Source organism: Pseudomonas sp. GW823-FHT06B06 (genome assembly GCF_058795195.1).
Genome location: NZ_JBXAHO010000026.1, coordinates 57660 through 70680 on the forward strand (window position 1 = coordinate 57660; position 13021 = coordinate 70680).

A 13021-nucleotide genomic window follows, 5' to 3' on the forward strand; every position below is an offset into this window, starting at 1 on the left:
TTGTTGGTGAGGTTCGCCCCAGGAGCGGGCTCGACACGAAACTAATCAAGGCCAAGTAAAAAAACAAGTTGATTTTTTACTACGGGTAAATTTTTATAGACCCAACAAAAACAACGAATACCTGCTGCCTCTGTAGGAGCGAGCATGCTCGCGATGGGGGCCAACGATAACGCGGGCTGCCTGAATGCCCGCGTTATGGTTTACGTCCATCGCGAGCATGCTCGCTCCTACAGGTCAGCCCGCCCGGAGTATGCGCACCATGTCGAGCCCGACCCCAGCTTTTGCTCACCTGTTCGAACCCTTGCAGATCCGTGGCAAGCGCCTGAAAAACCGCATCATGTCCAGCGGTCACGACACCTCCATGCCCACTGACAACCTGGTGAACGAGCAGCTGATTGCCTATCACCGGGCACGTGCCGAAGGCGGCGTCGGGCTGATCGTGCTGCAGGTGGCCGGGGTGCATGACAGTGCGCGGTACACCTCCCACGTTCTGATGGCTACCGACGATGAATGCATCGAGGGCTACCGCAAGCTGGCGCAAACCTGCCACGCCCACGGCACGGTGGTGCTGTCGCAGGTGTTCCACCCGGGACGGGAAATCATGGAATCCAGCGATGGCCTGCTGGCCGTGGCTTACTCGGCATCGGCGGTGCCCAACGAGCGCTTCCGGGTTATGCCACGGGCGCTGGACCAGGCAATGATCGACGAGATTGTCGACGGTTACGCGACGGCGGCCCGACGCCTGCATCAAGCCGGCATCGATGGCGTGGAAGTGGTTGCCAGTCACGGTTACCTGCCGGCGCAGTTCATCAACCCGCGCGTCAACCGGCGCACCGACGGCTACAACGGCGAGCTGGAGCAGCGCCTGCGTTTCCTGCGTGAAGTCATCGCTGCGATTCGCGCTGCGACCGACGAGCACTTCATCATCGGCCTGCGCATCTCTGCCGATGAACGCGACCCCGAGGGGCTGACCGAAGACGAGTCCCTGGCTGCCGTGCAATCGCTGCAACCCCTGCTGGACTACGTTCACATTGTCGCCGGCACCTCGGCATCGCTCGGGGGGGCCGTGCACATCGTGCCGCCGATGGCGATCGAAGCGGCCTACCTGGCCAAGGAGGCTGGCACCTTCAAGGCTGGCTTGAGCATTCCGTTGTTCGTCACCGGGCGCATCAACCAGCCCCAGGAAGCCGAGCTGATTCTGGCGCGTGGCCAGGCCGATGTGTGCGGCATGACGCGGGCGTTAATCTGCGATCCGCAAATGCCCAACAAGACCGACGACGGCCGCGTGGAAGATGTGCGCGCGTGCATTGCCTGCAATCAGGCGTGCATCGGGCACTTCCACAAGGGCTTGCCGATTTCCTGCATCCAGCACCCGGAAACCGGTCGTGAATTGATATTTGGCCAGCGCCAAGCGACTGTAAAACGTAAGCGCATCATGGTCGTCGGCGGTGGGCCGGCCGGGATGAAAGCCGCTGCGGTGGCCGCCCAGCGCGGGCATGAGGTGACCCTGTACGAAGCCAGCGCGCAACTGGGCGGCCAGGTGTTGCTCGCGCAACTGCTGCCACGGCGCAGTGAATTCGGGGGTGCCAGCACCAACCTGCAGCGGGAAATGCAATTGGCCGGGGTGCGTGTGGTGCGCAATACCCGGGTCGACCGCGCTCTGGTGGAGCAGGAAAAGCCGGACACGGTGATCGTCGCCACCGGTGCTGAACCCTATTGGCCGCCCTTCGAGCGCGGTGGCGAGCTGCACGTGGTGGATGCCTGGCAAGTGCTGCGTGAGGAGGTAAAAATCGGCCGCTCGGTGGTGGTGGTCGATTGGCGCTGCGACTGGATCGGCCCCGGTATCGCCGAGCGCCTGACCCGTGCCGGACATCAAGTGCAACTGGCGGTCAACGGCACCCATTGCGGGGAAAACCTGCCGCTGTACGTGCGCGATCAATTGGCTGGCGAGTTGCACAAGCTCGCCATTCCCGTCATCCCTTACGCCCGGTTGTACGGTTGTGACGACAACACGGTCTACCTGCAACACACCGCCAGCGGCGAGCCGATGCTGATGGAGAACGTCGATACGCTGGTGCTTTGCCAGGGCCATCAGCCAGTGGATACCCTGGGCGCGCAACTGCAAGGCCTGGTGGAATTTCGGCGTATCGGCGACTGCCTGGCGCCGCGTACCGCCGAAGAAGCGATTTATGAGGGACTTAAAGTCGCGTGGGAGCTTTAAGCCTGTTTATACTCCGGGGCTTTAGCGCCAACCTTTGTAGGAGCTGCCGCAGGCTGCGATCTTTTGACCTGCTTTCAAAATACAAGATCAAAAGATCGCAGCCTGCGGCAGCTCCTACAGTGGGCCGTAGCTTACCGGTTTGGAACTCAGTATGAGCAATGACAGCAAGACCCAGGCCGAACCGCATTTTCTCGGCACGCGGATTCGCGGCCTGCGTAAACGCCGGGGCATGACCCTGGCGGAACTGGCCCGACAGAGCGAGCTGACCGCTGGCTACATCAGCCAACTGGAACGCAATCTCGCCTATCCGTCGATCCCGGCGCTGTTCAACATTGCCCGCAGTCTCGGCGTGACCATCCAATGGTTTTTCGCCAGCGAGGCGGTCACCGACCCTGAAGACGACGGCATTGTCGTGCGCAAGCACAGCCGCCTGAACGTGCATTACGAAGACGGCATCGTCGACCAGTTGTTGACCCCGCAAGCCAACCGTCAGCTGGAAATGCTCCACTCGCGTTTCCCGCCCGGCACCTACAGCCAGCAAAGCTATAGCCACGACGGCGAAGAAGCCGGCTATCTGCTGTCAGGCAGCTTTGAGTTGTGGGTCGGCGAGCGCTACTTTCAACTCAATGAAGGTGACAGCTTCAGTTTCTCCAGCCAGGAACCGCATCGTTATGGCAATCCCGGCGACGTGGATGCCGTGGTGATCTGGGTGATTACCCCACCGACTTTCTAGCGCCGGCCACGCCCGGCTGCCTGGACCACGCTTGCACGCTTGAGGGTGTCGCTCGGGAGTTCCTTGAACAACGCGCGATAGCTGCTGGAAAACCGGCCCAGGTGCCAGAACGACCAGTGCATCGCCACTTCGGCCACGGTGGTTTGTGCCGGCGTGCGGCTGAGCAGTTCGCGACGGGCGCTGTTCAGGCGGCGCAGGCGCAGCCATTGGGTTGGCGCCATGCCGGTGAAGGTCTTGAAGGCATGCTGCAGCTGGCGCAATGAAACCCCGGCGACCTCGGACAACGCCAACAGGTTGAGCTGTTCCTCCGGGCTCTCCGCCGCCCATTCCCCTACCCGCTTCATGATCGCCCGCTCCCCTGCCCGGCGCTGCAATGCTCCCGGGTCGAGGCAGGTACAGGCGTTGTCGAGGATGAACAGGCAATCCTCCAGCAGTTGCTGGGTCAAGGCTTCGCGGCTTGGCGGGTCGTAGGTCTGCGACAGCTGGGTCAGGGTTGCGCTGAGCCAACGGCTGAACAATGCATTTTGCTGCGAATTGAGCGGCGCCATGAACAACCCCTCCAGCCGCGCGACATCCAGGGCGTGACGCTGGACAAACTCGGGCCCGAACACCACGGCGATTTCCTGGTAGTTCTCCGGGGTGATCCAGATATTGCGGCTTTCGCCGTTCAACACGTACAGCGCGTTGTCGCTACGGTCGAAACAGAACGCGAGCGCGCCTTGTGGCGCGCTGAAATTCTGCTCGACCCGGGTGTTCATGTGCTCCTCGTAAATCTCTACGCCCTGTAGATCCAGATAGCGCACCCTGCCGGCAAAATGCCCCGGCGACATCTGTTGGTAATGCTGGACCCAGCCCGGTGTGGCACGGATTTGCTCGGCGATATCACAGGTATTGAACGCTTGAACGTGTAGTGAATTGCAGACTGTCATTGGGTGACCTTACGCACTCTTTTGGTGCGCTTTGTCCTGCTTAAAGTGGATAGATGGAACCGCAAGGCTCGCCCAAGATAGACGTCAACGCGCTACAGGGGAAGTGTCCGGCGGATGAAACCGGCCTCTCCTGGCGTTAATAAAACCAATAACGAGGTCTTTATGAATGTCCCTTTCGATCAGCTGTTCACTTGGCTGAAAGATCACAAGATTACCGAAGTCGAGTGCGTCGTCAGCGACCTGACCGGCATTGCACGCGGCAAAATCGCACCCACCAACAAGTTCCTGCATGAGCGAGGCATGCGCCTGCCGGAAAGTGTGCTGTTGCAAACGGTAACCGGGGACTTTGTCGACGACGACATCTACTACGACCTGCTTGACCCGGCGGATATCGACATGGTCTGCAAGCCGGTATCCGATGCAGTGTACGTCGTGCCTTGGGCGATCGAGCCGACCGCCATCGTGATTCACGACACCTTCGACAAGTTCGGCAACCCGATTGAACTGTCGCCGCGCAACGTGCTCAAGAAAGTCCTGCAGCTGTACACCGATAAAGGCTGGCGGCCGATTGTCGCGCCGGAAATGGAGTTCTACCTGACCCAGCGTTGCGAAGACCCGGATTTGCCACTCAAGGCCCCGATGGGCCGCTCCGGGCGCGCCGAAAGCGGTCGCCAGTCGTTCTCCATCGACGCCGCCAACGAATTCGACCCACTGTTCGAAGACGTCTACGACTGGTGCGAACTCCAGGGCCTGGACCTCGACACACTGATCCACGAAGACGGCCCGGCGCAGATGGAAATCAACTTCCGCCACGGCGACGCCCTGGACCTGGCCGACCAGATCACCGTGTTCAAGCGCACCATGCGCGAGGCGGCGCTCAAGCACAATGTCGCGGCGACGTTCATGGCCAAGCCGGTCGGCGATGAGCCGGGCAGCGCCATGCATATCCACCAGAGCGTGGTGGACATTGCCACCGGCCAGCCGATCTTCGCCGACGCCGACGGCAACATGAGCGAGTTGTTCCTGCACCACATCGGTGGCTTGCAGAAGTACATCCCCAAAGTCCTGCCGATGTTCGCGCCGAACGTCAACTCGTTCCGCCGCTTCCTGCCGGACACTTCGGCACCGGTGAACGTCGAATGGGGCGAAGAAAACCGCACCGTCGGCCTGCGCGTACCGACCTCGAGCCCCGACGCCATGCGTGTGGAAAACCGCTTGCCCGGGGCCGATGCCAACCCTTACCTGGCCATCGCCGCCAGCCTGCTGTGCGGTTTCCTGGGCATGGTCGAGCGCATTGAACCGAGCGCCGCGGTGCAGGGCCGGGCCTATGAGCGGCGCAACCTGCGCCTGCCGATCACCATCGAAGACGCGCTGACGCAGATGGAGGAATGCGCCACCGTCAGCCGCTACCTGGGCGACAAGTTCGTGCGCGGCTACGTCGCGGTCAAGCGCGCCGAGCATGAGAACTTCAAGCGCGTGATCAGCTCGTGGGAGCGCGAGTTCCTGTTGCTCAGCGTCTGACTCGAAGACCTCTTCGCGAGCAGGCTCGCTCCCACATTTGAAATGCATTCCCCTGTGGGAGCGAGCCTGCTCGCGAAAGCGGCCGCCAGAACACCAAAAATCACCTGAAAAAACCAATAATTCCAAGAGGTGTCGAGATGCGTCTATTGAAACACGTGCTCCCGCTTGCGCTCACCGTTCTGTGCAGCGCCGTCGCCCAGGCTCAGCCTCAGGTCAGTGTCTACAACTGGACCGACTACATCGGCGAGACCACCCTCGCCGACTTCCAGGCAAAAACCTCGATCAAAGTGATCTACGACGTTTTCGACTCCAATGAAACCCTGGAAGGCAAGTTGCTCGCCGGGCGTACCGGGTACGACGTGGTCGTGCCCTCCAACCACTTCCTCGCCCGCCAGGTGAAGGCCGGCGCGTTCCTCAAGCTGGACCGCGAGCAACTGCCGAACTTCAAGAACCTGGACCCGAAACTGCTGGCCTTGCTGGAGAAAAACGATCCGGGCAATGCGCACTCGGTGCCGTACCTGTGGGGCACCAACGGCATCGGCTACAACGTCGACAAGGTCAAGCAGGTGCTGGGCATCGACCGCATCGATTCCTGGGCCGTACTGTTCGAGCCAGAAAACATCAAGAAACTCAGCCAGTGCGGCGTATCGGTGATGGACTCGGCCGATGAAGTGTTTCCCGCAGTCCTCAACTACATGGGCATGGACCCGCGCAGCGAGAACCCCGAAGACTTCAAGAAAGCCGAAGCCAAGCTGCTGGGCATCCGTCCGTACATTACCTATTTCCATTCGTCCAAGTACGTCTCGGACCTGGCCAATGGCGACATCTGCGTGGCATTCGGTTACTCCGGCGATGTGTTCCAGGCCGCCAACCGCGCCAAGGAAGCCAATAACGGCGTGAACATCGCCTACGCCATTCCCAAGGAAGGCAGCAACCTGTGGTTCGACCTGCTGGCCATTCCCGCCGACGCCAGCAACCCGAAAGAGGCACACGCGTTCATCAACTACCTCCTCGACCCGCAAGTGATCGCCAAGGTCAGCGCCTCGGTCGGCTATGCCAACCCCAATCCGGCGGCAAAGCAGTACATGGACCCTGAATTGGTGAACAACCCCGAGGTTTACCCGCCGCAGGAAGTGCTCGACAAGCTCTATATCTCCACCACCCCGCCGCAGTCGATCATGCGCCTGATGACCCGCTCGTGGAGCAAAGTGAAGTCCAACCAATGAACCAGTACACACAGGAACATGCTCGCTCGTATTACGCCGCGTCGGCCCATGGCATGGCGCAATTTCCCGGGCTGACAGCGGACCTTGAGGCCGATGTCTGCGTGATTGGCGGTGGTTTCACCGGCATCAACACGGCCATCGAACTGGCCCAGCGCGGGCTCTCGGTGATCCTGCTGGAAGGCCGGCGGATCGGCTGGGGTGCCAGCGGGCGCAACGGCGGACAACTGATACGCGGCATTGGTCATGACGTCAGTGGTTTCGCCAAACATATCGGTGCCGAAGGTGTGCGCTATCTGGAGCGCGCCGGTATCGAATCGGTCGAGCTGGTGGGCCGGCGAATCCGCGAACACGGCATCGATTGTGACCTGCGCTGGGGTTTTTGCGAATTGGCTAACACCCCGGCGCAGTTTGCGGGACTTGCGTCTGAATACGCAGCGCTCAAGGAATCGGGGTACCCCCACGAAACCCGCCTGGTCGAGCCCGGACAGATTCGCACGCACGTGGTCAATTCAGGCGTATATGCCGGCGGTCTGGTCGACATGGGGTCCGGTCACCTGCACCCCTTGAACCTGGTCCTGGGCGAAGCGCGGCTTGCGTCGTCCCTTGGCGTGCAGATCTTCGAGCAGAGTCCGGTGCTGGAGTTGATCCATGGTGACACCGTGCAGGTTCGTTGTGCTGGCGGCACGGTTCGCGCGGGTAGCCTGGTGCTTGCCTGTAACGCCCACCTGGAAGAACTCGAACCGAAACTCAGCGGCAAGGTGCTCCCGGCCGGCAGCTACATCATTGCCACCGAACCCTTGTCGGCAGACGTTGCCGCGCAGCTGATCCCGCATAACCTGGCGCTGTGCGACCAGAAAGTCGGCCTGGACTACTACCGGCTCTCGGCAGACCGGCGCCTGTTGTTCGGCGGTGCCTGCCATTATTCCGGGCGCGATCCACGGGACATCACGGCCTACATGCGCCCGCAGATGCTCAAGGTCTTTCCGCAGCTGGCGAATGTGCGCATCGACTATCAATGGGGCGGCAAGATCGGCATCACAGCCAATCGATTCCCACAGGTCGGGCGCCTGCGCCAACACCCGAACGTGTTCTACGCCCAGGGTTACTCAGGCCATGGCCTCAACGTGACCCACTGGTGCGCAAAACTGCTGGGCGAAGCGATCCAGGCCGGACATAGCAAAGGCTTCGATGTGTTCAGCGCCGTTCCGCACATGACCTTCCCGGGCGGCCGCGCCCTGCGCTCGCCGCTGCTGGCGCTCGGCATGCTGTGGTACCGGATGCGCGAAGTGCTCGGTTAACCCCCGTGCCCCTCTTGCGGCACGCGGCGGTCTCTGTAGGAGCGAGCATGCTCGCGAAAAACCTGAGAGCACCGCGGGGTGCCAGGCTCCCCTCGTTATCGTTAACGACCATCGCGAGCATGCTCGCTCCTACAGTAAATCGGGTGCATCTGGTCGACTGCCAGGCCCATGCGCCAACCCCATAACCTTTATTTCGATTTGCTCAATCGCGAGTCACTTCTATATTGAGGGGGTGCTCTGAACTTCGTGCCTCCTGTTGAGCCTCGCCCATGGCAACTACTGATCAACTGATCATCTGCGAGCACTGCGACTGCGTGTATCAAAAAGTCACACTCGCCAAACATCAGAAAACCCTGTGTACACGCTGCGGCGGCGTGCTTCAGCGCTATAACGGCCTGACGGTGGAGCAACGCCTGGCGTTGACCTTCACCGCATTGATGCTGTGGATTTTCGCCAACTTCTATCCGGTCATGAGCATCAGCCTCAAAGGCCTGAAAAATAGCGCAACACTTTGGGATTCGGTGCTGGCGTTGAGCCTGGGCCCCATCACCTTCATCGCCATGGTGGCGGCGATCGCCATGATCATCGCGCCGATTTTCCAGTTGGTGCTCTTGATCTGGGTCCTGGGTTTCGCCCTCACCCACAGGCGTTCACCTGGTTTCAGATTCTGCATGCGCTGGCTGGAAACCCTCAGGCCGTGGAGCATGCTGGAAGTCTGCCTGCTGGGAGCAATGGTCGCCGTGATCAAGCTCGCCGGGTTACTGGATGTGCTGCCCGGCATCGGTCTGTTCGCCTTGGCCATCCTCAGCCTGATGATGATCCGCATTGCCGGCCGCGATATCCGTGAACTATGGGACATCGTATGACAACACCTCCTGTCGCCAGTGATCTCAACCTGTGCCTGTGCCACAGCTGCGGCCTGGCCTGTGACATGACCTTCGAACCCCATGAATGCGAGCGCTGTGGCGCTCCCCTGCATCGACGTAAACCCAACTCGTTGACCCGGACCTGGGCGTATATGTTCACCGCACTGGTGTTTTACATCCCGGCCAATTTGCTGCCTGTGATGAACACCAAGATGGTCGGCAATGGCGCCGACAGCACGATCATGAGCGGCGTGATTGAGTTCTGGCAGCACGGAGCCTGGGATATAGCCCTGATCATCTTCATCGCCAGCATCGCGGTGCCTGGCGTCAAGTTCGTCGCACTGACGCTGCTGCTGGTGACCGTTCAGCGCGATAGCCAGTGGGCACTGCGCGAGCGTTCGCAAATGTACCGTTTTGTCGAGCTCATCGGTTATTGGTCGATGCTTGACGTCATCGTAGTGGCCCTGGTGGCCTCCCTGGTCAAGTTCCAGGCCCTGGCCGATATCGAACCGCGCCCGGGCATTTTGTTCTTTGGCCTGGTGGTGGTGTTCACCATGCTCTCCGCGATGAGTTTCGATCCGCGACTGATCTGGGATAAAGAGCGGCAAAAACCATTAAATGAGGAGGTCACGGATGAAGTCACAAGCCACTGACGGGCCGTTGGTCCCGGGCCAAGCTCCGATCAAGACCCGCCGCTTCAGCTTTTCGCTCGTGTGGATCGTACCGATCGTTGCGGTGCTGGTGGGGATATCGCTGGTGGTCCACAGCATCTTGCAGGAAGGTCCCACCATCACCGTCACCTTCAAGACTGGTGACGGCCTGACCGCCAACAAGACCGAAGTCAAATACCGCAACGTGGTAATCGGTCATGTCTCGGACGTAGAACTGGCCAACGACCAGAAGAGCGTGAACGCCACCATCAAACTGGCCAAACAGGCCGAAAGCTTCACCCGCAAAGACTCGCAGTTTTGGGTGGTTAGGCCGCGGATCGGCGCTGGCGGGGTGTCGGGTATCGATACGCTGTTGTCCGGGGATTACATCGGCGCCGATATCGGCCAGGACAATGCACGGGCGAAGACCTTCAAAGGCCTGGAAAACCCGCCAGCCATCACCTATGGCGAGCCGGGCAAGCGTTTCACCCTGCACACCCAGGACCTGGGGTCACTGGATATTGGCTCGCCGGTCTACTACCGCAAGATTCCGGTCGGCCAGGTCGTGGCCTACGCCCTGGACCCCGATGGCAAAGGGGTGAACATCGAACTGTTCATCCACGCCCCCAATGATCAGTACGTCACTGAGAACACCCGATTCTGGAACGCCAGCGGTGTGGACGTGAGCGTCGGTGCCAACGGGTTTGCGGTCAAGACCGAGTCCCTGTCTTCCTTGCTGGTGGGTGGGATTGCGTTCCGTGCGCCGGAATACAGCCCCGACGACAAACCGGCCCCGGAAGAATATGCCTACGAACTGTTCGAGGACCAGCAAACCGCCCTCGCCCCGCCCTACGGCAAGGCGCAATACCTGAGTTTACGTTTCGATCAGGCGCTGCGCGGGCTCAAGGTCGATGCACCGGTGGAATTCCTGGGTGTGGAATTCGGGCGAGTTGTCTCGATCAATCTGGATTTCGACGCGAAGAAACGCACGTTCCCGGTCAATGTCGGCATCGTGATTTATCCGCAACGACTCGGCCAGGCCCACGCAAAAATGCTCAAGGCCTTGAATCATGACCCCAATGACGAAGCCGCGGGCGTCCGCCTGATGGGCTCTTTCGTCGAAAACGGCCTGCGTGCGCAGGCCCGTAGCGGCAATCTGTTGACCGGTCAGCTATACATTGCACTCGATTTTTACCCCAAGGCCGAGAAAGTCGTTTTCGATCCCACCGCCCGCCCCGTTTCCATTCCAACGATTCCGGGCAGCCTCGAACAATTGCAGGAAAAGCTCGAGGCCATGGTCACCAAGATCAATCAACTGCCCATCGAACGGATCGCCGGCAATCTGGACAGCAACCTCGTCGAATTGCGCAAGGGTTTGTCGCAATTCAATGCCAAGACCTTGCCTAGCGTACAAAGCACCCTGGGGGACGTGAGCAAAACCCTGCAATCGGCCAGCACCACCTTGCAATCGGCCAATTCGACGCTTGCCGATGACTCGCCGCAACGGGAAAAACTCAGCCAGACGATGGATGAGCTCGGACGCACCTCGCGCGCCTTGCGTGATCTGGCCGATTATCTGGGCCGGCATCCGGAATCATTGATTCGCGGCCGTCCAAACAATGCCGCGCCGATCGATATGCAAGGGCCGCCGAGCAAATGACCACAGGAGCAACATTCATGGCTTTTTCACTGAAAATCACCTTGTTCGCCGCGTTGTCGTTGCTCGCCGCCTGCCGCAGCGATCCGATTCAGTTTCACACCCTGACCCCAGCCCAACTGACGGGCACTTCACGCAATGGCGCGCAAATCGAGATTGAATTGCTCAGCGTCCCGCCGCAGGTCGATCGCCCGCAGATCGTCGTACGCCAGGGCAATACCGGCATGGCGATCCTGGAAACCGACTGGTGGGGTGCCAGCCTGGTGGATGAGTTGCGCAGCGCCTTGCTCGACCAGATGATCAACAATAATCCGCAACGCAGGCTGTTGGTGCGCCTGGAGGTACAGCGCTTCGATTCGATTCCCGGCCAGTATGGATTGCTCGACGTAAGATGGCGCCTGCGCAGCAGCAATGGCCATGAGGACGTCATCGGCAATTGCCGCAGCACCCTGCAGACCCCATCAGGACCCTCGATCGAGGAGCTGGTAGCTGCGCAGCAGAACAACGTCAGGCGCCTGGCCGCGCTGATCAGCCAGGCAGCGGCTGGCACGCAAAAAGGTTGTCCATCCGCCAATGCCAACCAATGATGCAATCCCCCTGTCCAAGCGAGGCTTTGTGGCGAGGGGATTTATCCCCGCTGGGTCGCGCAGCGGCCCCAAAACCTGCAAATCGGTGTATCTGATTCCGTGTGCATTAGCGTTGCGACTGCTTCGCAGCCGAACGGGGATAAATCCCCTCGCTACAAAGGTTCGCCCACAGGATTTGACGATTTTTTCTCATTCGAGGCTCTACATTAGCCGGCGTTGAATCTGCAAATGATTCGTATTGATCTAGAATAATTGACGTCGTTCTTTTTCTCGATTGAATCAGCTTGCATGACCCAAAATAACAGGAGCCGGCGCCGCATGAAGTCCCCAATCCCTTCGTTCCTCAAAAAGGCCCTGCTGGCCACCGCTTTGCTGAGCGCTGGTCACGCGTACGCCGCCGATACCGCTGGTATCGTGGTCTACAACGCACAGCATGAAAGCCTGACCAAATCCTGGGTCGAAGGTTTTACGCAGGAAACCGGTATTCCGGTGACCTTGCGCAACGGCGACGATACCGAAATGGGCAACCAGATCGTGCAGGAAGGCGCCGACTCGCCGGCCGATGTATTCCTCACCGAGAACTCCCCGGCGATGGTGTTGGTCGACAACGCCGGTTTGTTCGCGCCCGTGGACAAAACCACCCTGGAACAGGTCGATTCAGCCTACCGCCCGGCCCACGGCAAATGGCTGGGCATCGCTGCACGCTCCACGGTGTTCGTCTACAACCCGAGCAAATTGTCCGAAGCCCAGTTGCCCAAGTCGATCATGGACCTTGCCGCGCCGAACTGGAAAGGCCGCTGGGGCGCATCCCCGGGCGGCGCCGACTTCCAGGCGATCGTTGCCGCCATGATCGAACAAAAAGGCGAAGCCGCCACCCTGGAGTGGCTCAAGGCGATGAAAACCAACTTCAGCGCGTACCGGGGCAACAGTTCGGTGCTCAAGGCGGTGAATGCCGGGCAGATCGACAGCGGCGTGATATACCACTATTACAGCTTCGTCGATCAGGCAAAGACCGGCGAGAACAGCAAGAACACTGCCTTGCACTACTTCAAACACAAGGACCCGGGAGCGTTTGTCAGCATTTCCGGAGGTGGCGTCCTGGCCTCCAGCAAACACAAGGAACAAGCCCAGGCGTTCCTCAAGTGGATCACTGGCAAGGACGGCCAGGCCATCCTCAAGGACGGCAAGTCGTTTGAATACGCCGTGGGCAAGAACGCCGAATCCAACCCTAAACTGGTGCCTTTGCAGCAGCTCGACGCGCCGTCCGTGGACGCCTCGAAACTCGACAGTAGAAAAGCCGTGGAGCTGATGACTCAGGCGGGACTGCTCTAAT

The 13021-nt window shown here is 60.2% G+C and carries 11 protein-coding genes; 10 read left to right on the plus strand and 1 reads right to left on the minus strand.

All coding sequences use genetic code 11. The features are described from left to right. Positions 1-259: 259 nt before the first annotated feature. Positions 260-2221 (plus strand): oxidoreductase, encoded by a 1962-nt coding sequence (locus AC1Q8Q_RS22055; protein WP_492615498.1) that lies wholly within the window; start codon positions 260-262, stop codon positions 2219-2221. Between the two features lie 151 nt (positions 2222-2372). Next, positions 2373-2954 carry a cupin domain-containing protein gene (locus tag AC1Q8Q_RS22060; RefSeq protein WP_020800511.1) on the plus strand — a complete coding sequence of 194 codons (582 nt, stop codon included), beginning with the start codon at positions 2373-2375 and terminating at the stop codon, positions 2952-2954. Here AC1Q8Q_RS22060 and AC1Q8Q_RS22065 read toward each other — a convergent pair. Next, positions 2951-3883, minus strand: a complete 933-nt coding sequence (locus AC1Q8Q_RS22065; protein WP_020800512.1) for a helix-turn-helix domain-containing protein — start codon at positions 3881-3883, stop codon at positions 2951-2953. The two genes, AC1Q8Q_RS22060 and AC1Q8Q_RS22065, sit on opposite strands and share 4 nt — an antisense overlap. A 162-nt stretch (positions 3884-4045) precedes the next feature. Between AC1Q8Q_RS22065 and AC1Q8Q_RS22070 the strand changes: the two genes are divergently transcribed. The 8 genes from AC1Q8Q_RS22070 (at position 4046) to AC1Q8Q_RS22105 (ending at position 13020) form a co-directional block, all read left to right on the plus strand. Further along, positions 4046-5404 carry a glutamine synthetase family protein gene (locus AC1Q8Q_RS22070; RefSeq protein ID WP_033045488.1) on the plus strand — a complete coding sequence of 453 codons (1359 nt, stop codon included), beginning with the start codon at positions 4046-4048 and terminating at the stop codon, positions 5402-5404. Positions 5405-5541: 137 nt separating this feature from the next. Further along, a complete protein-coding gene (locus AC1Q8Q_RS22075) occupies positions 5542-6630 on the plus strand; it encodes a polyamine ABC transporter substrate-binding protein (protein WP_492615499.1) in 1089 nt (362 codons plus the stop codon). After that, positions 6627-7928: an NAD(P)/FAD-dependent oxidoreductase gene (locus AC1Q8Q_RS22080; protein ID WP_492615500.1), complete on the plus strand. Its 1302-nt coding sequence runs from the start codon at positions 6627-6629 to the stop codon at positions 7926-7928. Before AC1Q8Q_RS22075 ends, AC1Q8Q_RS22080 begins: the two co-directional genes overlap by 4 nt. Before the next feature lie 269 nt (positions 7929-8197). Beyond that, the gene (locus tag AC1Q8Q_RS22085; RefSeq protein WP_020800516.1) at positions 8198-8794 is read left to right on the plus strand and encodes a paraquat-inducible protein A; all 597 of its coding nucleotides are present in this window, start codon (positions 8198-8200) and stop codon (positions 8792-8794) included. Then, positions 8791-9447, plus strand: a complete 657-nt coding sequence (locus AC1Q8Q_RS22090) for a paraquat-inducible protein A (protein WP_020800517.1) — start codon at positions 8791-8793, stop codon at positions 9445-9447. The genes AC1Q8Q_RS22085 and AC1Q8Q_RS22090 overlap by 4 nt, the downstream gene beginning before the upstream one ends. Continuing rightward, entirely contained in the window at positions 9428-11104 is a 1677-nt protein-coding gene (locus AC1Q8Q_RS22095) for a PqiB family protein (protein WP_020800518.1), read from the plus strand. Before AC1Q8Q_RS22090 ends, AC1Q8Q_RS22095 begins: the two co-directional genes overlap by 20 nt. A gap of 17 nt (positions 11105-11121) precedes the next feature. Then, positions 11122-11688, plus strand: a complete 567-nt coding sequence (locus AC1Q8Q_RS22100) for a PqiC family protein (RefSeq protein ID WP_020800519.1) — start codon at positions 11122-11124, stop codon at positions 11686-11688. Positions 11689-12006: 318 nt separating this feature from the next. Further along, the gene (locus tag AC1Q8Q_RS22105) at positions 12007-13020 is read left to right on the plus strand and encodes an iron ABC transporter substrate-binding protein (protein ID WP_033042286.1); all 1014 of its coding nucleotides are present in this window, start codon (positions 12007-12009) and stop codon (positions 13018-13020) included. Position 13021 lies beyond the last annotated feature (1 nt).

Coding starts and splice junctions, on each gene's coding strand:
- AC1Q8Q_RS22055 (WP_492615498.1), top strand. CDS start 260: ATGTCGAGCCCGACCCCAGCTTTTGCTCACCTGTTCGAACCCTTGCAG.
- AC1Q8Q_RS22060 (WP_020800511.1), top strand. CDS start 2,373: ATGAGCAATGACAGCAAGACCCAGGCCGAACCGCATTTTCTCGGCACG.
- AC1Q8Q_RS22065 (WP_020800512.1), bottom strand. CDS start 3,883: ATGACAGTCTGCAATTCACTACACGTTCAAGCGTTCAATACCTGTGAT.
- AC1Q8Q_RS22070 (WP_033045488.1), top strand. CDS start 4,046: ATGAATGTCCCTTTCGATCAGCTGTTCACTTGGCTGAAAGATCACAAG.
- AC1Q8Q_RS22075 (WP_492615499.1), top strand. CDS start 5,542: ATGCGTCTATTGAAACACGTGCTCCCGCTTGCGCTCACCGTTCTGTGC.
- AC1Q8Q_RS22080 (WP_492615500.1), top strand. CDS start 6,627: ATGAACCAGTACACACAGGAACATGCTCGCTCGTATTACGCCGCGTCG.
- AC1Q8Q_RS22085 (WP_020800516.1), top strand. CDS start 8,198: ATGGCAACTACTGATCAACTGATCATCTGCGAGCACTGCGACTGCGTG.
- AC1Q8Q_RS22090 (WP_020800517.1), top strand. CDS start 8,791: ATGACAACACCTCCTGTCGCCAGTGATCTCAACCTGTGCCTGTGCCAC.
- AC1Q8Q_RS22095 (WP_020800518.1), top strand. CDS start 9,428: ATGAAGTCACAAGCCACTGACGGGCCGTTGGTCCCGGGCCAAGCTCCG.
- AC1Q8Q_RS22100 (WP_020800519.1), top strand. CDS start 11,122: ATGGCTTTTTCACTGAAAATCACCTTGTTCGCCGCGTTGTCGTTGCTC.
- AC1Q8Q_RS22105 (WP_033042286.1), top strand. CDS start 12,007: ATGAAGTCCCCAATCCCTTCGTTCCTCAAAAAGGCCCTGCTGGCCACC.